Annotated in this window: 17 protein-coding genes; 3 read left to right on the forward strand and 14 right to left on the reverse strand. The window is 68.3% G+C overall.

All coding sequences use genetic code 11. The features are described 5' to 3' along the window. The first annotated feature begins 155 nt into the window (after window positions 1-155). Complete coding sequence (locus ACSVC7_RS03385) at window positions 156-1,991, forward strand: carbohydrate-binding domain-containing protein (protein WP_448202579.1); 1,836 nt, start codon at window positions 156-158, stop codon at window positions 1,989-1,991. A gap of 112 nt (window positions 1,992-2,103) precedes the next feature. On the opposite strand, the gene ACSVC7_RS03390 is transcribed toward ACSVC7_RS03385, so the two are convergent. Next, entirely contained in the window at window positions 2,104-2,631 is a 528-nt protein-coding gene (locus tag ACSVC7_RS03390) for a hypothetical protein (RefSeq protein WP_448202578.1), read from the reverse strand. A 162-nt stretch (window positions 2,632-2,793) separates the two neighbouring features. Between ACSVC7_RS03390 and ligA the strand changes: the two genes are divergently transcribed. Together ligA and ACSVC7_RS03400 are read left to right on the forward strand one after the other, a co-directional pair. Further along, a complete protein-coding gene (ligA, locus tag ACSVC7_RS03395) occupies window positions 2,794-5,181 on the forward strand; it encodes an NAD-dependent DNA ligase LigA (protein ID WP_448202577.1) in 2,388 nt (795 codons plus the stop codon). A 114-nt stretch (window positions 5,182-5,295) separates the two neighbouring features. Beyond that, entirely contained in the window at window positions 5,296-5,718 is a 423-nt protein-coding gene (locus ACSVC7_RS03400) for a bacteriohemerythrin (protein WP_448202576.1), read from the forward strand. Window positions 5,719-5,822: 104 nt separating this feature from the next. Here the strand turns inward: ACSVC7_RS03400 and ACSVC7_RS03405 are convergent, their stop codons facing one another. The 13 genes from ACSVC7_RS03405 to mraY all read right to left on the reverse strand — a co-directional run bounded on the left by ACSVC7_RS03405 (window position 5,823) and on the right by mraY (window position 20,956). Beyond that, the gene (locus ACSVC7_RS03405; protein WP_448202575.1) at window positions 5,823-6,404 is read right to left on the reverse strand and encodes a hypothetical protein; all 582 of its coding nucleotides are present in this window, start codon (window positions 6,402-6,404) and stop codon (window positions 5,823-5,825) included. A gap of 642 nt (window positions 6,405-7,046) precedes the next feature. Continuing rightward, a complete protein-coding gene (lpxC, locus tag ACSVC7_RS03410; RefSeq protein ID WP_448202574.1) occupies window positions 7,047-8,000 on the reverse strand; it encodes a UDP-3-O-acyl-N-acetylglucosamine deacetylase in 954 nt (317 codons plus the stop codon). Between the two features lie 308 nt (window positions 8,001-8,308). Then, window positions 8,309-10,105 (reverse strand): cell division protein FtsZ, encoded by a 1,797-nt coding sequence (ftsZ, locus tag ACSVC7_RS03415; RefSeq protein ID WP_448202573.1) that lies wholly within the window; start codon window positions 10,103-10,105, stop codon window positions 8,309-8,311. A 122-nt stretch (window positions 10,106-10,227) separates the two neighbouring features. Further along, window positions 10,228-11,490, reverse strand: coding sequence for a cell division protein FtsA (gene ftsA, locus ACSVC7_RS03420; RefSeq protein ID WP_448202572.1), 1,263 nt, complete (start codon window positions 11,488-11,490; stop codon window positions 10,228-10,230). Window positions 11,491-11,540: 50 nt separating this feature from the next. Beyond that, window positions 11,541-12,518 carry a cell division protein FtsQ/DivIB gene (locus ACSVC7_RS03425; RefSeq protein ID WP_448202571.1) on the reverse strand — a complete coding sequence of 326 codons (978 nt, stop codon included), beginning with the start codon at window positions 12,516-12,518 and terminating at the stop codon, window positions 11,541-11,543. Next, on the reverse strand, window positions 12,503-13,441 hold the full coding sequence (locus tag ACSVC7_RS03430) for a D-alanine--D-alanine ligase (protein ID WP_448202570.1): 939 nt from the start codon (window positions 13,439-13,441) through the stop codon (window positions 12,503-12,505). Before ACSVC7_RS03430 ends, ACSVC7_RS03425 begins: the two co-directional genes overlap by 16 nt. 142 nt (window positions 13,442-13,583) lie before the next feature. Next, the gene (murB, locus tag ACSVC7_RS03435) at window positions 13,584-14,492 is read right to left on the reverse strand and encodes a UDP-N-acetylmuramate dehydrogenase (protein ID WP_448202569.1); all 909 of its coding nucleotides are present in this window, start codon (window positions 14,490-14,492) and stop codon (window positions 13,584-13,586) included. A gap of 17 nt (window positions 14,493-14,509) precedes the next feature. Further along, window positions 14,510-15,928, reverse strand: coding sequence for a UDP-N-acetylmuramate--L-alanine ligase (gene murC / locus ACSVC7_RS03440; RefSeq protein WP_448202568.1), 1,419 nt, complete (start codon window positions 15,926-15,928; stop codon window positions 14,510-14,512). A 6-nt stretch (window positions 15,929-15,934) separates the two neighbouring features. Beyond that, the gene (locus tag ACSVC7_RS03445; protein WP_448202567.1) at window positions 15,935-16,192 is read right to left on the reverse strand and encodes a hypothetical protein; all 258 of its coding nucleotides are present in this window, start codon (window positions 16,190-16,192) and stop codon (window positions 15,935-15,937) included. After that, window positions 16,189-17,343: an undecaprenyldiphospho-muramoylpentapeptide beta-N-acetylglucosaminyltransferase gene (gene murG / locus ACSVC7_RS03450; protein WP_448202566.1), complete on the reverse strand. Its 1,155-nt coding sequence runs from the start codon at window positions 17,341-17,343 to the stop codon at window positions 16,189-16,191. The genes ACSVC7_RS03445 and murG overlap by 4 nt, the downstream gene beginning before the upstream one ends. A 5-nt stretch (window positions 17,344-17,348) precedes the next feature. Next, on the reverse strand, window positions 17,349-18,470 hold the full coding sequence (ftsW, locus tag ACSVC7_RS03455) for a putative lipid II flippase FtsW (RefSeq protein WP_448202565.1): 1,122 nt from the start codon (window positions 18,468-18,470) through the stop codon (window positions 17,349-17,351). Beyond that, window positions 18,470-19,858 (reverse strand): UDP-N-acetylmuramoyl-L-alanine--D-glutamate ligase, encoded by a 1,389-nt coding sequence (murD, locus tag ACSVC7_RS03460; protein WP_448202564.1) that lies wholly within the window; start codon window positions 19,856-19,858, stop codon window positions 18,470-18,472. Before murD ends, ftsW begins: the two co-directional genes overlap by 1 nt. 12 nt (window positions 19,859-19,870) lie before the next feature. Further along, window positions 19,871-20,956 (reverse strand): phospho-N-acetylmuramoyl-pentapeptide-transferase, encoded by a 1,086-nt coding sequence (gene mraY, locus ACSVC7_RS03465; protein WP_448202563.1) that lies wholly within the window; start codon window positions 20,954-20,956, stop codon window positions 19,871-19,873. Between the last annotated feature and the right edge of the window lie 5 nt (window positions 20,957-20,961).

Raw genomic sequence — 20,961 nt, forward strand, 5'->3', positions numbered from 1 at the left:
TCAACCGCGCGCAGGGGCGCGCCGCCTCCGGTCACAACCTTCGCCCCCAGCGGTCATACGAGGGTCACAGCGAAGCCCGCATAGTCCAACCCTGCTGCGCCCGCCGTCCGTCCCGGACCGGAGCGCCGGTTCGCAATAAGAACAAGGTTGGCACAATGACGAGCACCACCTCTTCCTCCATCGGCAACATCGTCGTCATCGACAGCGGCCTGTCGTCGTCCTGGAACACGAGCCAGCTCGTCTACCAGCATGACTTCTACGACAACGACGACAACGTCATGGTGTCCAACGCCAACACGCACGGCGCCATGATCACGTCGGAGATCGAGAAGGAGGCGCCCGGCGCCGGCATCATCATGCTGAAGGTCATGCCCGACGACGGCAGCGCCACCGGCGAGGCGACCATCGAGAAGGCCCTGCAGTGGGTGGTCTCCAACGCCGACGCCTACCACATCAGCGCGGTCAACCTCTCGCTCGGCGGCGGCAATGTGACGACCGCGGACACGAGCATGCTGTCGGACGAACTGGCGGCGCTGGCCGCCAAGCGCGTCCTGACCGTGGCGGCGGCCGGCAACAGCGGTGACGGCGGCGTGACGCAGGGCGTGTCCAGCTTCGCGGCCGACCCCAACGAGATCTGCGTGTCGGCCTCCACCGGCACCGGCGGCTTTCCGACCTGGGCGCAGCGCAGCCCGACGCTGACCGACGTCTGCGCCGACGGCACCGACATCCGGCTGACCAATCTCGCCGGCGACACCTATTCGGCCAACGGCTCCTCCTTCGCCGCCCCCACCGTCACCGCGACCGTCGCGCTGGCCCAGCAGGAGGCCATGAGCCTCACCGGCTCCAAGCTGACGCAGCAGCAGTTCCTTGACCTCGCCAAGAGCACCGGCACGGCCATGGGCACGTCCGGCTATTTCGAGATCAACACCGACGCTCTGCTGGCGAAGATCGCCCAGTCCGCCACCCCGGCGACCACCACGCCCGCCATCGCCCAGTCCGGCGAGACGACCATCACGGTCAACGCCTCGGGTGCGCCGGCCGGCGGCGTGAACGCGCATTTCAAGCTGCTGGTGGACGGCCAGAAGATCGGCGAGGCGACAACCGGCACCACGGCGAAGGACTACAGCTTCACCGCCAATCTGACGGCCGATCAGGCGCACAAGGTGCAGATCCAGTACGACAACGACGCCACGGTCAGCGGCCAGGACCGCAACCTGTTCGTCAACAAGATCACCATCAACGGCCACGCCATCGCGCCGACCGACGCCAACGTCACCTACGACAAGGGCGCGCTGGACGGTCTGGACGTGGCGAAGGGCCAGTCGTCCATGTGGTGGGGCGGCACGCTGGTGGTCAACGCGCCGGCCGGCGACTTCCCGGCGGCCGCCACCGCGCCGGCATCCGCGGCCTCGACCATCACGGTCAACGCCTCCGGCACGCCGGCGGGCGGGGTGAACGCCCATTTCAACCTTCTGGTCGACGGCCACAAGGTGGGCGAGGGCGTCGCCAGCACCACAGCCAAGGACTACAGCTTCACCACCAGCCTGTCCGCCGATCAGGCGCACAAGGTCCAGGTGCAGTACGACAACGACGCGGTGATCAACGGCCAGGACCGCAGCCTCACCGTCAACAAGGTGACCATCAACGGCCACGCCGTGGCGGCGACGGCCTCCAACGTCACCTACGACAAGGGCGCGCTGGACGGGAAGGACGTGGTCGCTGGCCAGTCGGGCCTGTGGTGGAACGGCACGCTGGTCGTCAACGCCGACAAGGGCTGGTTCCCTGCCGCGACTGCCACCGCGACCGCGCAGGCTGCGGACGGCCAGCACGACGTCTACCAGCACATGGTGACAAAAGGCCTGGAGACGGCCACAGCCCACATCGACCACGCGGCCGCCGCCGCCCACGACCACATCGCGGCCAATTACGACCATTTGGCCGGTCTGGAGCACCACCACACCGACCCGCTGCACCACCTCGACGCGGCGTAAGGGCTGTTGGGTTTCGTCTGCGCTCAACCCAACCTACGGGCGAGCGCAGGCTGCCGTAGGTTGGGTCGGGCATCGCCCGACCCAACGGCTGGCGCTGATCAAAAAGGAAGCGTCACTCAGCGCTCTTCCAGGGCTGCCAGCCGCCAAGCCGCAGCCCCACGGCAATCCCCGTGAAGGGGATGCGCAGTTCCAGGTCGCGCGGCTGGAAAAAGGTCAGGCGTTCCGGGGCGCCGGTGGGGCCGAATTCCAGCCGCGCGCCCTTCGGTTCCTCGGCGAACTCGTCGCTCATCACCTGCCAGATCTCCAGATCGTCGCCGTGGTTGGAGATCTTGTACTGGCCGCAGCGCCAGACGGCCGATTCGCCGACGCCGCCTTCCACCACCTTCTTGTCGCCGTCCATCTTCACGTCGCCCACCCCGGCTGCGCGGCCGGTCATGGACGGCCCCTGGCTTTCGGCGCGGAAGCCCAGCCGCAGCCACGCCGTGCGCGTGCGCGGGATCATGCGGCGCAGCAGCCGTGCGTCCTCGGCCGAGAAGTGGTCGGGGTCGTCGTAGAGGATGCGGTCCAGCGCGGCGGCGATGACGAAACGGTCGTCGATGCTCAGATTTTGGCCGCTCTGGCTGTTGGCGGGCTCGGTCATGCAAAAGGCTTCCGGTCGCGGGCGCGGTCCCATCATACACGCAAGTTCCACGCCATCGTACCTCTCAAGGTTGGCGCGCCTGCCCGGAAATACCAGACTCCCCCCTGCCGCGTCGCGACGCTATGCTGCGCCCCCAATGAACCGGCACCGAAGAGACGCGTCATGACCGACCTGTTCGACACCCCCGCCAACCTCCGCGCCATCCCTGTGGAGGAACTGACGGTCGAGCAGGCGCAGGCCGAACTGGCCGCGCTGGCCAGGGAGATCGCGCACCACGACCGGCTCTATCACCAGCTCGACAAGCCGGCGATCTCCGACGCCGACTACGACGCGCTGGTCCGCCGCAACAACGCCATCGAAGCGCGCTATCCGGAGCTGCGCCGCGCCGATTCGCCGTCCCTGCGCGTCGGCCACGCTCCGGCGGCGGGCTTCCGCAAGGTGCGGCACGCCGTGCCCATGCTGTCGCTCGGCAACGCCTTCGCGCCCGAGGACGCGCACGAGTTCGTGGCCCGCGTGCGCCGCTTTCTGGGCCTGTCCGACGACGCCGCGCTGGAGTTCGTGGCCGAGCCGAAGATCGACGGCCTGTCCTGCTCCCTGCGCTACGAGGACGGCCGCCTCGTGCTGGCCGCCACCCGCGGCGACGGGGCGGAGGGCGAGGATGTGACCGCCAACGTCCGCACCATCCGGGACGTGCCGCACACGCTGACCGCCCCATACCCCGCCGTGCTGGAGGTGCGTGGCGAGGTCTACATGAACCGCGACGACTTCCTGGCGATGAACCGCGGCTATGCGGAAAAGGGTGAGGATCTGTTCGCCAACCCGCGCAACGCGGCGGCCGGCTCGCTGCGCCAGAAGGATTCGGCGGTCACCGCTTCGCGCCCGCTCTGCTTCTTCGGCTACGCGCTGGGCGAGGTGTCGGAGCCCATCGCCGACACCCAGTGGGGCATCCGGGAGCGGCTGAAAGGCTGGGGCTTCCACCTGAATCGTCCGTCCAACCTGTGCGACGGCGCCGAGGCTCTGCTGACCCACTACCGCAAGATCGGGGAGGCGCGCTCCTCGCTGCCCTTCGACATCGACGGGGTGGTCTACAAGGTCAACAGCCTGGAGCTTCAGCAGCGGCTCGGCTTCGTCAGCCGCGCGCCGCGCTGGGCCATCGCGCACAAGTTCCCGGCGGAGCAGGCGCAGACGCGGCTGAAGGGCATCACCATCCAGGTCGGCCGCACCGGCGCCCTGACCCCGGTGGCGGAGCTGGAGGACATCACCGTCGGCGGCGTGGTGGTCAGCCGCGCCACGCTGCACAACGAGGACGAAATCGCCCGCAAGGACATCCGCGTCGGCGACCTCGTGATCGTGCAGCGGGCGGGCGACGTGATCCCGCAGATCGTCGGGGTGGTGGAGGGCCAGCGCCCGGCCGACGCCGTTCCCTACGTCTTCCCCGATCACTGCCCGGTCTGCGGCAGCCTCGCCCCGCGCGAGCCGGACGAGGCGGTGCGCCGCTGCACCGGCGGCCTGATCTGCGCCGCCCAGGCGAAGGAGCGGCTGCGCCACTTCGTCTCCCGCAACGCCTTCGACATCGAGGGGCTGGGCGAGAAGACCATCGAGGAGTTCTGGGACGACGCCCTGATCCGCTCCCCCGTCGACATCTTCACGCTGGAGGAGCGCGTGCAGCGCGGCGAGTTCGCCATCCTCGGCCGCCCCGGCTGGAAGGAGAAGTCGGTCGAGAACCTGTTCAACGCCATCAACCAGCGCCGCAACGGCATCGACCTGCACCGGCTGATCTTCGCGCTGGGCATCCGCCACATCGGCGAGGTCACCGCCAAGTCGCTGGCCCGCCACTATCTTTCGCTCGACGGCTGGCTGGCGGGCATGGAGAGCGCGGTTCGGGAGATGCCCGGCGAGGCGTGGCTGGACCTGCACGCGCTGAACGGCCTCGGCCCGGTGAAGGCGGACGCGCTGCTGGCCTGGTTCTCCGATCCGGAAAACCCGCCCAAGGTGGATTTCTACGCCGCGCAGGAGGCGGTGCGGCTGGAGAAGATCATCAAGCTGCTGGGCATCAAGAAGGTGGACGCCCGTGCCGCCCAGGCGCTGGCCGACCGCTACGAGACTCTGGCCGCCTGGAAGTCCGCGATGGCCGCCGCCGCATCCCAGCAGCCCGGCCCCGCCTGGAACGAGCTGGTCGCCGTGCCCGACGTGGGCGAGGTCGCCGCCGAGGAACTGGCCGGCTTCTTCCGCGAGGAGCGCAACCAGGAGATCATCCAGGGTCTGCGCGCCGCCGGCGTCCGCGTGCTCGACGCCGAACGCCCGAAGGCGGCGACCGGCTCGCCCGTCGCGGGCAAGACGGTGGTCTTCACCGGCACGCTTGAAACCATGACCCGCACCGAGGCCAAGACCCGCGCCGAGGCTCTGGGCGCCAAGGTCGCGGGCTCCGTCTCCGCCAAGACCGACTACCTCGTGGCCGGCGCCGACGCAGGCAGCAAGGCAACCAAGGCCAAGGACCTCGGCGTCACCATCCTGACCGAACAGGAATGGACGGAGCTGATTTCGGCATGATGGAGGAGCGGCCGTAACCCCCAGGCCCCGCCAAATTGCCGCGTTGACGCTTTGCCGCCGTCGGTCGCATAAAGGTTCAAAGCGTTCTAAAAAACAACGCAATGGGGGATCGCCATGGAGTCCATTCAGTGGTCGCGCTGGATGAGCGTCGGCATTGACGAGCTGGACGAGGATCACCGCGTCCTGATCGACATCGTGAACAAGCTCGCCGCCGAGGAAAGCCGCCACGCCCCCGACGTGATCGAGGCCATCCTCGACGAGCTGATCGCCTACACCAAGCGGCATTTCGCTCGCGAGGAAGGCTACATGCGGCGGGCCAACTACCCGACCTTCGACGCGCACAAGGCGTTGCACGACTCTCTGACCCGCAACGTGGAAGCCTACCGCGAGCGCTTCCACGCCCAGCGCGATGGCGCCAACGCCATCCCCGGCGACGAGGTCTATGATTTCTGCGCCGACTGGCTGGGCAAGCACATCCTGAAGGAAGACACCCGCTTCGGCGAATTCGCCGCCAAGCCGTCCGAAACCCTGCACTGATTTCTTCCCTCCCGGTAGGGGAGGGGGCAACGCGGGTGTCATGCAGCCGGCGCACGGAAATTTCCGCGCGCCGGCCGACCGATCCGAAGCGGACGAGAAGCGGTTTACGACGGGCTCAGAGTGATCGTCGTCGCGCCGTTCATGGCCACGTTGGATTCGATGGAGGTGATCAGGGCCGGAATGTCGAGGCCGGCGTTGACCATATCCCAGGCATCGCCCACCACGCCGGTCGCTCCGGATTCGGCAAGCGCCTCGGCGGCCTGACCGATGATCCCCGCGCTGGCAATCAGCTGCGACAGGGCTTGGTTCCCGAGAGCGCAGACCTGAGCGAAAATGTTGGTGCTGACCAGAGCCCCGACCGCCGGCTTGATCGTGGCCGAATTCGGCTGCACCGCCCAACCCAGCACGACCAGGGCGCCGACGTTCGTCGAAGTCCCCTGGCCCTGGAATCGGATTTGCGCGGTGGTGCCGTCAGCGAACGTAACATCCAGGTCTGCGCTGTCGTCGCCCGGATAGTCGCTGCCCTGCCCGGCGCTGACGGTGCATTGCAACGATCCCCCGGCCGGAATCGTCGCCGAAAGGGAACTGAAGCCCATTTGATATCCACCGTTGCCGATCGTGACCGATTGGCTGGTATTGTTCACAAACGTCATCGACGCCTGGCAAGATCCCTCAAGAATAGACATGTCTTCCTCATAATCAGTAGTAAGGCCAAGTAGATGGCGCGAAGAATGAATGCTATAGATAATGAAAATGGTGGAACAAACAACTTACATCATTTTGCGTCTACTGACGCATACATGAGAATGCCGTAGTGGTTCAATGAGTTACGTATTGTTGAATTGCCGTTTGAAATGTTTAAAAAGAGAAATGAGCGAGGTGGCTGCATATCGTTGCGGTTTCATTGCTCAACGATAACGCAAGGAAAGCAAGAGAGCTTCCTTCTTTCCCCTGAGAAGCGGCTGGCTGTTTTTAACAGTGGAGGTGATCTGGCAATCTCCGGCGGTTTGGGTTGAGCGCAGGCGAAACCGCAACACATGCGGCTTTGCGAGCCTGTTGGGCATCATCTGCGCCCAACTCAACTTACAAATCTGATGTCACTTCTTAAAAAGTCGCGATAAGCCGCTGATTCCATTCGAACACGGAACCATTTCTCGACGCGCCCCACATCAACACCTGCCCCGACTCCCCCGGAAGGGGAGGGGAGTGCGCGCAAGACTCGTCACGCGCGCATCCGGTGGGGGAGGGGGGTGCGCGAAACGAAAATGCCCTCCCCGGAAGGGGAGGGCAGGGCGAAACCGGGAAGCGATGACTCGGGAAAGGTGCGCTTACGCGACGGCGCGGCTCTCGACGGCGCGCCAGCCGGCCGGGACGGTGTTCGGCGGCGTCTCGTAGGCCCAGGCGCTGTGGTCGGCGAACAGCGCGCGCAGCAGCTTGTTGTTCAGCGCGTGGCCGGCGCGCACGCCGTGGAAGCTGCCGATGATCGGGTTGCCGGCCAGATACAGGTCGCCGACGGCGTCCAGGATCTTGTGGCGCACGAACTCGTCGGCGAAGCGCAGACCGCCTTCGTTCAGCACCGTGTCGCCGGAGATCACCACCGCGTTGTCCAGCGAGCCGCCGAGCGCCAGACCCATCTTGCGCAGGCCCTCCACCTCGTGCAGGAAGCCGAAGGTGCGGGCGCGGCTGATCTCGTCCTTGAAGCTCTCGGCGTCCAGTTCCACCGCGTGGCTCTGCTGGGCGATCACCGCGCTGTCGAAATCGATGTCGAAGCTGTAGGTGGTCACGTTCGACGGCGTGAAGGTGGCGCTCTTGTTGCCCTCCGTCACGGTCACCGGCTTCAGGATGCGGATGGCGCGGCGCGGGGCGTTCTGCGTCACGGTGCCGACGCGCTCGATCGCCTCGACGAAGGGTTCGGCGCTGCCGTCCATGATCGGCACTTCGATGTTGTCCAGCGCGACCAGGGCGTTGTCGATGCCGCAGCCGGCGAGCGCCGACATCAGGTGCTCGACCGTGCCGATGGTGGTGCCGTGCTCATTGCCGACGACGGTGCACATCCGCGTGTCGACCACGCGGTCCCAGCGGGCCGGGATGACCGCGGCGGGGCCGTTCAGGTCGGTGCGCAGGAAGACGATGCCGGTGTTCGGCTCGGCCGGGGAGATGATCAGCTTGACCGTGGCGCCGGTGTGCAGGCCGATGCCCGTGCAGTGAACCGGCTTCTTTACGGTCCGCTGCAGCATGCCGCCGGTCTGGATGGAGCCGGTCTTGATGCGATTCTGAGCCACGGTGTCTTCCCGCTTTGATCTTGTGTTCTGCGGTCCGCCGCACCTCGTCAGTGCTTATGACCGCATATGCTAGGTATCATTCGGCCCTGTGGAGGACAAATCACTCTTTGTTACCGTTTGTTGCAGAGCGAAGAGGGCCTGACCCCATATGCGAAAAGACCGCCTTCGACGCGTTCTTGCGAACGTCCGAAGGCGGCTCAAGTCGAACAGGTTGTGGATAGACCCGCCGATGCCGCTTCAAAGAGGCGGCGGCGACCGGCGGGTTGCTGTAGCCCTCAGATCACTTGGGCCAGCCTCGTTTGACCGCGTCAGTTGGCCTGACGGCGCAGGAAGGCGGGGATGTCCAGCGCTTCCTCGTCAATCTTCTGCGGGGCTCCTTCGATGCCCAGGGCCTGCTGGCGCGGCGCGGGGGCCATCGCCTGCGGGGCGGCCGGCGGCATGGCCATCGGCTGCGGCTGCTGCTGGGGCGGAAGGGGCTGTTGCACCGGCTGCTGGTGGGCGACCGGCGTCTGGTAGGTGGGCTGCGGGACCGGCTGCGGGGCCGGCTCGGCATGCTCGGCCTTGTTGCGGCCGGTCAGGCCGGTGACCAGACCGAACAGGAAGTTCGGCTTGCGGGCCGGGGCGGCTTCCGGAACCGGGGCGCCCATCGGCGCGGCGGACTGGCGCGGGCCGGGATCGGCCGGCTTCGGGGCGATGAAGTGGCCGTCACGGCGCTCGCTGTGCAGCGGGCCGGACACGGTGCGCGCCGGGGCCGGGCTCTCGACCGGCGCCTGCTGGGCATAGTCCTGGACCGGAACCGGCTGCTCCGCCTGGACATACTCCGGCTGCGGCGCGGCCTGCTGGACCGGCTGCGGCTGGGCGAAGGGCTGCGGGGCCGGCTGCTGCTGGACCTGCTGCGGGATCGGGGCGGCGACGTTCAGCGCGCCGTTGCCGGCGGACATCGGGCGCGGGGCCATGCCGGTGGCCGCACCCGGAATGGCCGGGGAGACCGGAACCGCCGACGGGATCGCCGACGGGGCGACCGGGGCGGCCTGGGTCAGGCCGGTCGGGCCGGCCGGCTTCTTGGCGCCGGCGGCGCCCGGACGCTCGGAGACGAGCGACAGGTTGACCGGGTGCAGCGTGCGCGGGTTGGCCATGGCGGCGGCGTCGATGCCCGTGGCGACGACCGACACGCGCATCGTGCCTTCCAGCGTGCTGTCGAAGGTCGAGCCGAAGATGATGTTGGCGTCCGGATCGACCTCGTCGCGCACGCGGTTCGCGGCCTCGTCGACCTCGAACAGGGTCATGTCGTAGCCGCCGGTGATGTTGATGAGGACGCCGCGCGCACCCTTCATCGACACGTCGTCCAGCAGCGGGTTGCTGATGGCGGCCTCGGCGGCCTCGATGGCGCGGCGCTCGCCGCCGGCCTCGCCGGTGCCCATCATGGCCTTGCCCATCTCGGTCATGACGGAGCGGATGTCGGCGAAGTCCAGGTTGATCAGGCCCGGCATCACCATCAGGTCGGTCACGCCGCGCACGCCGGAATGCAGCACGTCGTCGGCCATCTTGAAGGCGTCCGCGAAGGTCGTCTTCTCGTTGGCGATGCGGAACAGGTTCTGGTTCGGGATGATGATCAGCGTGTCGACATACTGCTGCAGCTCGGCGATTCCCGACTCCGCCAGGCGCATGCGGTGCGCGCCTTCGAAGTGGAAGGGCTTGGTCACCACGCCGACGGTCAGGATGCCGCGCTCGCGGGCCGCGCGCGCGATGACCGGGGCGGCGCCCGTGCCGGTGCCGCCGCCCATGCCGGCGGTGATGAACACCATGTTGGAGCCTTCGAGGAAGCCGACGATCTCGTCGATCTGCTCCTCGGCGGAGGCCCGGCCGACGTCCGGCTTGGACCCGGCGCCCAGGCCGCGCGTCACGGTGGTGCCCAGCTGGAGGCGCTTTTCGCACAAGGAACCCTTCAGCGCCTGCGCGTCGGTGTTACCGACGACGAAGTCCACGCCTTCCAGGTTCGACTTGATCATGTTGTTCACGGCGTTGCCGCCGGCGCCGCCGACACCGAAGACGGTGATCCGGGGCTTCAGTTCGGAATCGACGATCGGCATGCTCACGTTGATCATTATGGCCTCCACAACCTTTTCATTGTGTTCGATGCTTTTAACTCGCGGGTTGCCCCCGGTTGAGTCCGGCGGCTTTTTAGGCATGTCGTTTGTTCAGCGGCAGGAGTCTTTTTCGGTTTTCATCAAAGGTTCTCCCGCAGCCACAGGCCGACGCGCCCGAAGAACCCCGTGCCGGAGCCAGCCTCTTGGCCCGCGACCGGAAGTTCCGTGGGATTGCGCACGGCGTGCAGAAGAAGGCCCGCGGCGGTCGAATAGGCCGGACCGCCGTGAACCTCGTTCAGACCGGTGATCCGCGTCGGGCGCCCGATGCGGACCTGTTTGTCCAGGATGAGCTGCGCCAGCTCGCGCGTGCCGGGCAGCTGGCTGGCGCCGCCGGTCAGCACGACGCGGCGGCCGACCAGCTTGGCGTAGCCGGAATGCTCCAGATGCGAGCGGACATGCTCGAAGATTTCCTCCAGCCGGGGCTGGATGATGCGCACCAGATAGGATTTCGGCAGGTTGTTGGCGCCGAGCCGCTCCTCCTCGCCGACCTGGGGCACGTCGATCATCTCGCGCTCGTCGGCGGGGCTGGACATGGCGCTGCCGTGCAGCGTCTTCATGCGCTCCGCGTGGACGACCGGGGTGGTCAGACCGCGCGCGATGTCGTTGGTGACGTGGTTGCCGCCCAGCCGGATGCAGTCCGACCACATCAGCTTGCCTTCGAAGAAGACGGAGATGGTCGTGGTGCCGCCGCCCATGTCGATGCAGGCGGAGCCCATCTCCATCTCGTCCTCCACCAGACAGGCGAGGCCGGAGGCGTAGGGGCTGGCGACCATGCTCTCGATGTCCAGGTGGCAGCGCGCCACGCAGGTGTGCAGGTTGCGCACCGCACCCGCCGGGGCGGTGATGACGTGGGCCTGCACGCCCAGCCGTTCGCCGTACATGCCCTTGGGGTCGCGGATGCCGCGGCTGCCGTCCAGCGAGAAGCCGACGGGGATCGCGTGCACCAGCGCCTGGTCCGGCCCGACCTGCAGCGTGCGGGCGTGGGCCAGCGCGCGGCGCACGTCGGCCTCCATCACCTCCTGTCCGGAGACGGCGATTTCCGCGTTGAATCCGTGGCTGATCGGGCTCGCCACGTTGACGATCACGTCGCGGATGGTCTCGTTCGCCATCTGCTCCGCCGCGTGGACGGCGGCGCCGATGGACGTCTCCGCCGCCTCCATGTCGATGATGGAGCCGGCGCGCACGCCCGTGGCGATCTGGTGGCCGATGCCCAGGATGCGCACCGCGCCGGCGTCCTCGACGCGCGCGATGAAGCAGCACACCTTCGTCGAGCCAACGTCCAGCGCGGCGATGATCCCGCCGCGCGTCAGTCGTTTCGGCTTTTTCGCGCCGCTCAAACCCATGTTCGGTACCCTGTGGCCTTCTTAGGTCCAGTGATGGCGGGGGGTGGTGGTCAGGTCTTCTTGCCCGGCTTCTTCTTGTTCTCCTCCTCCGTCCAGGGCAGGACGGCGGTGGCGGAGGTCTGAAGGACCGCACGGTCGGGCTGGCGCAGGTCGATCGCGACGACGTCGCGCTCCAGCACCTTGCCCGAGGCGTCCAGCGCGGCCAGTTGGCGCAGGGCCGTGTTCATCCCGGCTTCCGGCAGCTTCACGACAAGCCCGTTCTTCAGCTTCAGATCCCAGCGGCGGTCGCCGAGCCATGTGGCGGCGCTCACCTTGTCGCGCAGCGACGGCACGTTGTCGAGGGCCGCGAGCAGTTTCGGAACCTGCATCGGCGCATTCGCCCCCACAACCTGCGGAAGCGTGTCGATGCGCTGGTTGCCGCGCCGCGCCAGCTCGGCCGCGTCGGCCAGCGGACGGCCCTCGCGGTCGATGACGGTGAACTTGCGGTCGTGCTGCCAGATCGCCATCGGCTGGCGCTCCGACAGGCGGACGAGCAGGGCGTTGGGCAGGCGGCGCTCCACCGACGCGGCCGACACCCAGGGCAGGCTTTCCAGCCGCTCCTTGGCCTCCGCGAGGTTGACCGCCAGGATCGGGTCGCCGCGCCGCGCGCCGAGCGTGTTGAGGATCGCGTCGCGCTCCGTCTCCGTCCGGCCGACCACCATGATCTCGCCGACCGCGAATCCGGCCTTGCCGCTGACGGCGATCAGGCTCTCCTCGAAGGCCGCCGCCGTCTCCGCGAAGGTGCCGCGCTTCCAGGCCGACCCGGCGAGGCCGGCCATCACCAGCACCGGCGTCAGCAGGACCGCCGCCTTCACCGCGGGGCGGGTCCAGCGCGGCCAGGCGCGGCGGCGGTTGCCTTTCTGCGCCGACTGCGCCATGGCGCGCGGCGGCACGGGCATGTCGTCGCGCAGACGACCACCCGCCATCCCCGAGCCCATCATACCCATGGCCGGGCGGAACTGCGGATCGACGCTCAATCGAGCTGACATGCGGCGTTCTCCACCATCCAAGCGACGAGTGCACCGTAGGAGATGCCCACGGCCGCGGCCTGTTCGGGAACCAGCGACAGCGGGGTCATGCCGGGCTGGTTGTTGATCTCCAGGAAATACAGCCCCGCGGTACCAGTTTTACTGTCATCCCAGCGAAAGTCGCTGCGCGAAACGCCGCGGCAACCCAACGTCTGGTGCGCCAGCACCGCAAGTCTTTTGGCTTCTTCCGCGATCTCTTCGGGAATCTGCGCGGGCACAGTATGCACAGCGTGACCGGCGCTGTATTTAGCCGTGTAGTCATAGACCTGCGCTTCGAACCGGATCTCGGTTACGGTCAAAGCCCGGCAATCGGAATCGAGTCCCCCCATCACGCCGACGGTCAGCTCGCGGCCGGGGATGAACTCCTCGACCAGGGCGCGCTCGCCGAAGGTCCAGGCGTCGCCGACCGGGCTGTTCTGCCCCTCGCGCACCAGCGTGACGCCGACGGTCGAGCCTTCGTCCACCGGCTTGACGATGTAGGGGGCGGGCATCGGGTGCGCGCCGCCGGTCAGCTCGCCCTTGGTCAGGACGATGCCCTTGGGCGAGCGCACGCCGACCGAGGCCAGCAGCGCCTTGGTCATCGCCTTGTCCATGGCGACGGCGGCGGCGCGCACGCCGGAATGGGTGTAGGGCAGCCCCAGGAACTCCAGCACGCCCTGGATGGTGCCGTCCTCGCCGCCGCGCCCGTGCAGCGCGTTGAAGACCACGTCGGGGCGCGGGTTGCTCAGCGCCTGGATCAGCCCGTTCAGGTCGCGCTGCACGTCCACCGCCGTGACCGTGTAGCCTTCCTCCTCCAGGGCCTTGGCGACGCCGGCGCCGCTGACCAGCGACACCTCGCGCTCCGCCGACCATCCGCCCATCAGGACCGCGACGTGCTTCTTCATGCGACGACTCCGTTCCCTCTCCCCTCCGGGGAGAGGGTTAGGGTGAGGGGGTTGCGCGTGTGCCGGACGTGCGGGAGTCGCGGGACCCCCTCACCCCGACCCTCTCCCCAGAGGGGAGAGGGGGATATGCTGATGTGCAGGTTCATTTCGGCACGCCGACCCGCTTGATTTCCCAGTCCAGCGTCACGCCGGACGTCTCGAACACCCGCCGCCGGACTTCCTCGCCCAGATCCTCAAGCTGCGCCGCCGTGGCGCTGCCCTGGTTGATGAGGAAGTTGCAGTGCTTCTCCGACACCTGCGCGTCGCCGATGCTGAGGCCCCGGCAGCCGGCCTTGTCGATCAGCTCCCAGGCCTTGTGGCCCGGCGGATTCTTGAAGGTGGAGCCGCCGGTGCGCGAGCGGACCGGCTGCGTGTCGGCGCGCTTGTCGGAGATCTCCGCCATGCGCCGCGCGATCTCCTGCGGGTTGCCGGGCTCGCCGCGCAAGGTCGCGCCGGTGAAGATCACGTCCTCCGGCACGCCGGCGTGGCGGTAGGTGAAGCCCATCGCGGCGTTGTCGTAGGCCACGCGATCACCACGCCGGGTGACGCCCTGCGCCTCGACCAGCACGTCCTTGATCTCGCGCCCGTAGGCGCCGCCGTTCATGCGGAGCGCGCCGCCGATGGTGCCGGGAATGCCCGACAGGAACTCCAGCCCCGCAACACCGTTGTCCCGTGCGACGCTGGCCACATTCAGGTCCAGCGCCGCCGCACCGACGGTCAGCGAGACCCCGTCCGCCGTGATATCGGCAAAGCCGCGCCCGAGCCGGATCACCACGCCGGGGATGCCCCCGTCGCGGATCAGCAGGTTGGAGGCCACGCCCAGCACCGTCACCGGCACGTCCGCCGGCAGCGCCGCCAGGAACTCGGCCAGATCCTCGGCGTCGGCCGGGCGGAACATCACCTCGGCCGGGCCGCCGACGCGGAACCAGGTGACGTTCGCCAGCGGCGCGTCGACGGTCAGCCGCCCACGGCAACGCGGCATCCGGTCGATGAGAGGGAGAGTGTCGGTCATGGCTGCGGTCGCCAACCTCACGCGGACTTGCCGGCCAGCTTGTCCAGCTCGCCCGGAAGCGCGTTGGCCCACTGGGTGATGTTGCCGGCGCCCAGGCAGACCACGAGGTCGCCCGGACGCGCCACCTCGCGGATCAGTTGCGGCAGTTCCTCCGGCCCGTGCAGGGCCATCACCTGACGGTGGCCGTGCATGCGCAGACCCTCGACCAGGCTGTCGCGGTTGACGTTCTCGATGGGCTGCTCACCGGCGGCGTAGACGTCGGCGACGATCACGGCGTCGGCGTCGTTGAAGCAGGTGCAGAAGTCCTCGAACAGGGCGGCCAGCCGCGTGTAGCGGTGCGGCTGGACCACGGCGATGGTGCGGCCGGTGCCGGCGGTGCGCGCGGCCTTCAGCACGGCGGCGATCTCCACCGGGTGGTGGCCGTAGTCGTCGATGACGGTGATGCCGTTCGACACGCCGGTCTTGGTGAAGCGGCGCTTCACGCCCTGGAACTTCGCCATGCTGTCGCGCATGACCACGTCGGGCAGGCCCATCTCGTTGCCCACCGCGAAGCAGGCCAGCGAGTTCTGGACGTTGTGCGGCCCGTACATCGGCAGGCGGACGTTGGCGATGGTGCGGCTCTCGCCCGTGTGGCGGTCGTCGATCACCACGTCGTACTCCGCCCCCTCGGTGCCCAGCCGCATGTTGACGGCGCGCACGTCGGCCTGCGGGCTGAAGCCGTAGGTGATGATGCGGCGGTCCGACACGCGCGGGATCATCGCCTGCACCTCGGGGTGATCGATGCACAGCGCCGCGAAGCCGTAGAAGGGGATGTTCTGGACGAAGCTGTCGAAGGCCGCCCGCGCGTTGTCGAAGGTGCCGTAATAGTCCAGATGCTCCGGATCCATGTTGGTGACGACCGCGATGCAGGCCGGCAGCTTCACGAAGGTGCCGTCGCTCTCGTCGGCCTCGACCACCATCCAGTCGCCGGACCCCAGGCGCGTGTTGGTGCCGTAGGCGTTGATGATGCCGCCGTTGATGACCGTGGGGTCGAGGTTGGCGTGCTCCAGCATGTTGCCGACCATGGAGGTGGTCGTGGTCTTGCCGTGGGTGCCGCCGATGGCGATGGCCCACTTCAGGCGCATCAGTTCGCCCAGCATTTCGGCGCGGCGGACGACCGGGACCAGGGCGGCGCGGGCGGCGACGACCTCCGGGTTGTCGCGCTTGACGGCGGAGGACACGACGAGCACCGCGGCCCCGGCGATGTTCTCCGCGCGGTGGCCGATGGAGACCTGGATGCCCAGTTCGCGCAGGCGCTTGACGTTGGCGCTTTCGGACAGGTCGGAGCCCTGGACTGTGTAGCCCAGGTTTTTCAGCACCTCGGCGATGCCGCTCATGCCGATGCCGCCGATGCCGACGAAGTGGATGGTGCCGATCGAGAGGGGGAGGGCGCGCATGTGACTTTACTTTCCGCGGCGGAGCATCAGGCTGAGGGTGGCGTCCACGGCCGGGTCGGACAGGCCGGGGGGAAGGGGCTGGGCCCCGGTGACGACGTGCAGGCGGTCCCGCAGGAAGCCGTGGGTGGCGACCGCACGGGGCAGCAGCGGGCATTCCGGACGGTTGCCCCACGCGGCCTCGGTGCGGGTCATGTCCGCCGGCCAGTCCTGCAGGGGGCGCGGCGTCCGGCGGCGCGTTAAGGGGCTGCGCGTTGCCTTGATCATGCCGTCGCCTCCTGGGAGTCTTCTTGGTTTTGGGTGGCACCGTCGGGTTGGATCATCGCCAGCACGGCGTCGGCCAGCCGGCCCGCCGCGTCGGCCATGCCCCAGTCCCGCGCAGCAAGCGCCGCGCGCGTCAGCGCGTCGGGCGAGCCCAGCAGCTCGGTCAGGCGGGCGGCCAGCGCCTCGGCGGTGAAGCCGGTCTGCGGCATCAGCCACGCGGCCCCGGCGGCGGCGAGCTGCCGGGCGTTCTCAGTCTGGTGGTCGTCCATGGCGTGCGGGTAGGGGACCAGCAGCGCCGGGCGGCCGATGCAGGTCAGCTCCGCGATGGTCGAGGCGCCGGCGCGCGTCAGCGCGAGATGGCAGGCCGCCAGCCGATCCGGCACGTCGCGGAAGAAGCTCTCCAGCTCCAGCCCGCCCAGGCCCATGTCGGCGTAGGCCGCGCGGACGGCCTCCAGATCCTCCGGCCGGCACTGCTGCGCCAGATGGATGCGCGCGCGCAACGCCTCGGGCAGCCGGCCCAGCGCCTGCGGCATGACCTCCGAGAAGACCCGCGCCCCCTGGCTGCCGCCCATCACGAGGATGCGGACCGGCCCATTGGAATCCGGCACCGCATAGGGGGCGGCGCGCTTGGCGGCGACGGCGGGGCGGACCGGGTTGCCGGTGCGCACGATCTTGGGGCGGTGCGCCTCCTTGACCGCCGACACCTCCGGAAAGGCGACGGCGAGGCGGCGGGCGGCGGCGATCAGCATCCGGTTGGCGCGGCCGAGCACGGCGTTCTGCTCGTGCAGCAGCACCGGCACGCGGGCCTGCGCGGCGGCGTAGACGGTCGGCACGGACGGGTAGCCGCCGAAGCCGACGACCGCCGCCGGCTCCAGATGGCGCATCAGCGCGTTGGCCGACAGCAGGCCAAGGCCCATCTGCCACGCCGCCGTGATCTTGCCGACCAACCCGGCGCCGGGGGCGGAGGCGCGGATGCGGTGGACCGGCACCTCCGGCAGGCTGTCGCCGAAGGCCTGACCGCGCTTGTCGGTGACCAGCGCCACGGCCTTGCCGCGCGCCAGCAGCTCCCGCGCCAGCGCTTCCGCCGGGAAGAAATGCCCGCCGGTGCCGCCGGCCGCCAGAACGATGGGCTTGTTCTTAATCGCGGGTGCCATCGCCGTCACTCCGCCGGGCCGAAGCGCTTGCGGGTCAGCGCCAGCACCATCCCCATGCCGAAGCCCAGCGCCAGCAGCGAGGACCCGCCGTAGGAGATGAAGGGCAGCGTCATGCCCTTGGTCGGCATCAGGTGCAGGGCGGAGCCCATGTTGATCGCCGCCTGAAGCCCGAACTGGATCAGCAGGCCGGTCGCCGCCAGCAGAACGAAGTAGTTGTTGTCGTTGAACACCCGCGCGAAGCCGCGCAGCACGATGAAGGCGAACAGGATGATGATGAACAGGCAGAAGATCAGCCCCATCTCCTCGCCCGCGACGGCGAAGATGAAGTCGGCGTGGCTGTCCGGCAGGGAGAACTTCACCGTGCCCTGGCCGGGTCCGGTGCCCATCAGCCCGCCGTTGGCGAAAGCTTCCAGCGAGCGGCTGACCTGATAGTTGTCGCCCGCCGCCGGGTCAAGGAAGCGGTTGATGCGGCTGTGCACGTGCGGAAGCATGAAATAGGCCCCGACCAGCCCGACGCCGCCCAGCGCGCCCAGGATGGCGACCAGGATCACGTTCAGCCCGGCCAGGAAGAACTGCGAGAACCACACCGCCGACACCACCACCGTCATGCCCAGGTCGGGCTGCATCAGCAGGCCGGCGACGGTGAAGACATACAGCGCGATGGACAGCAAGGCACCCGGAAAGCCGGGGTTGGTGCGCGACAGCGAGAACAGCCACGCCCCGACCACCGCGAAGGCGGGCTTCACGAACTCCGACGGCTGGATCGACAGGCCGGGGACGTGGATCCAGCGCCGGGCACCCTTGATCTCCACGCCCACCACCAGCGTCGCGTAGACCAGCGCCACGGCGATCAGGAAGACCACCACCGCCACCCGGCGCACGCCGCGCGGGCTCAGCAGCGACACGCCGCACATGATGGCGACCGCGGGGATCAGCATCATCAGGTGGCGTTCGACGAAGTAGAAGGTGTCCTGGATGCCGATGCGTTCGGCCACCGGCGGACTGGCCGCCGTGATCAGCACCGTGCCGAGCGCCATCAGCACCGCCAGCGCGGCAAGCTGCCAGCGGTCCACGGTCCACCACCAGCGACCGAAGATGGATTGGTCGGTACGGTCGAACGTCACCATCAGGCGTCTTCCCCTTCAAGCGCGTTGACGGCGTCGGCGAAGGCTTCGCCGCGCTTCTCGAAATTCGCGAACTGGTCCCAGGACGCGCAGGCCGGCGACAGCAGCACGCAGGCGTTCGGCAGCCGCTCGCTCAGCGCCAGCTCCGCCGACGCGTTCACGGCGACGTTCAGCGTGCCGCAGCGCGTGTGCGGGACCTTGTTGGCCGCCAGCCACGCTGCGAAGGGCTCCGTCGCCTCGCCGATCAGGAAGGCGTGGCGCACGCGCCCCATGTAGCCCTCCAGGCCGGACAGGCCGGTCTCCTTCGCCTGACCGCCCAGGATCCAGTAGATCGGGTCGAAGGTCGCCAGCGCCTTTTCGGTCGCGTCGGCGTTGGTGGCCTTGCTGTCGTTGACGAAGCGCACGCCGCCGATGGTCCGCACCAGCTGCTGGCGGTGCGCCAGTCCGGGGAAGGTCGTCATGGCGGCGGCGATCGCCGGGGCCGGCACGCCCGCCGCCTTGCAGGCCGCATAGGCCGCCGCGGCGTTCTGCCAGTTGTGCTTGCCGAGCAGCGCCGGGAAGCCGGAAAGCTCCGCCACGCGCTCCGCGTTGCCGTCGGTGTCGTCGATCAGCCAGCCGCCCTCGGCGTAGACGCCGCCGGGCACGCGCCCCTCGGCGGAGATCGGCCAGACATGCTGGTCACCCTTGGCAACCAGCTCCTCGTAAATCCTGCGGCATTGCGGGTCGTCCACGCCGATGACCGCCGTGCGCGGCTTGGTCTGGCGGTGGAAGATCAGCTTTTTCGCGGCGACGTAGCCGTCCATGCCGCCGTGCCGGGCCAGATGGTCCGGCGTGATGTTCAGCAGCACCGCCACGTCGAAGGTGATCGAGAAAGTCAGCTCCAGCTGGTAGCTCGACATCTCCAGCACGTAGGTGCCGCCGCTCCCTAAGCCGGGGAAGGTCAGCACCGGCGTGCCCAGGTTGCCGCCCACCGCGATCCGCCGCCCGGCGGCGTTCATGACGTGGCCGATCAGCGTCGTGGTGGTGGACTTCCCGTTCGTTCCGGTGATCCCGACATAGGCGGAATCCCGCTCGGCCCGCGCCAGCAGCTCGATGTCGCAGACCAGCTCGATCCCGGCGGCGCGGGCGCGCTCGGCCACGGGATGGGGCTTGGGGTGCGTGTGCGGAATGCCCGGCGACCACACGATGGTGGTGAGTTCGGACAGGTCGGCCGTGGTCAGGTCCACGACCTTGTAGCCCTTGGCCTCCGCCGCTTTCCGGCTCGCCTCGTTGTCGTCCCAGACCCACACGTCGGCGCCGCTGCGGGCCAGCGCCTCGGCCGTGGCGAGGCCGGACTTGCCCAGCCCCATGACCGCCACCGGCAGACCGTCCATGTAGAAGAGGTTGATCATCGAAGGAACGCCTTAACGGAGCTTCAGCGTGGACAGCCCGACCAGGGCCAGGATGGAGGCGATGATCCAGAAGCGGATGACCACGGTCGGCTCCGCCCATCCCTTCTTCTCGAAGTGATGGTGCAGCGGCGCCATGCGGAACACCCGCTTGCCGGTCAGCTTGAAGGAGGCGACCTGGACGATCACCGACACCGTCTCCAACACGAACAGGCCGCCGATGATCGCCAGCACGATCTCGTGCTTGGTGACCACGCTGACGGCCCCCAGCGCACCGCCGAGGGAGAGCGACCCGGTGTCGCCCATGAAGACCATGGCGGGGGGCGCGTTGTACCAGAGGAATCCGATGCCCGCACCGACCAGAGCCCCGCAGAAAACGGCAAGCTCACCAGCACCCGGCACATGGTGAATCTGCAGGTAGTTGGCGAAGATCGCGTTGCCCGTCAGGTAGCTGATCAGGCCGAAGCAGCCCGCCGCGATCATCGTCGGCACGATGGCCAGCCCGTCCAGCCCGTCGGTCAGGTTCACCGCGTTGGACGCGCCCACCATGATGAAGGCGCCCAGCGGGATGAAGAACCAGGACAGCTGGATCAGAAAGTCCTTCACGAAGGGCACGGCCAGCCCGCCCGACAGCGGCGGGGCCGACACCAGCATGATCGCCAGCGAGGCGCTGAGCCCGATGATGATCTCCCACGTCAGGCGGAAGCGGCCGGACAGGCCCTTGGTGTTGCGCTTGGTCAGCTTCAGATAGTCGTCGCCGAAGCCGATCAGGCCGTAGCCGATCGTCACCATCAGCACGATCCAGGTGTAGACGTTGGTCAGGTCCACCCACAGCAGCGTGCTGATCGTCACCGCGATCAGGATCATCAGGCCGCCCATGGTGGGCGTGCCCTTCTTCTTGAAATGAGTCTCCGGCCCGTCGGAACGGATCGGCTGGCCTTCACCCTGCTTGCTCTTCAGCCACTCGATCAGGCGCGGGAAGAACATGAAGCTGATGACGAGCGCCGTCAGCACCGCGCCACCCGTCCGGAAGGTCAGGTACCGGAACAGGTTGAACGGCGAGAAAACGTCCGCCAATGGGAAGAGCAAATTATAAAGCATAATGG

The sequence above is a fragment of the Azospirillum mesophilum genome (genome assembly GCF_053470405.2).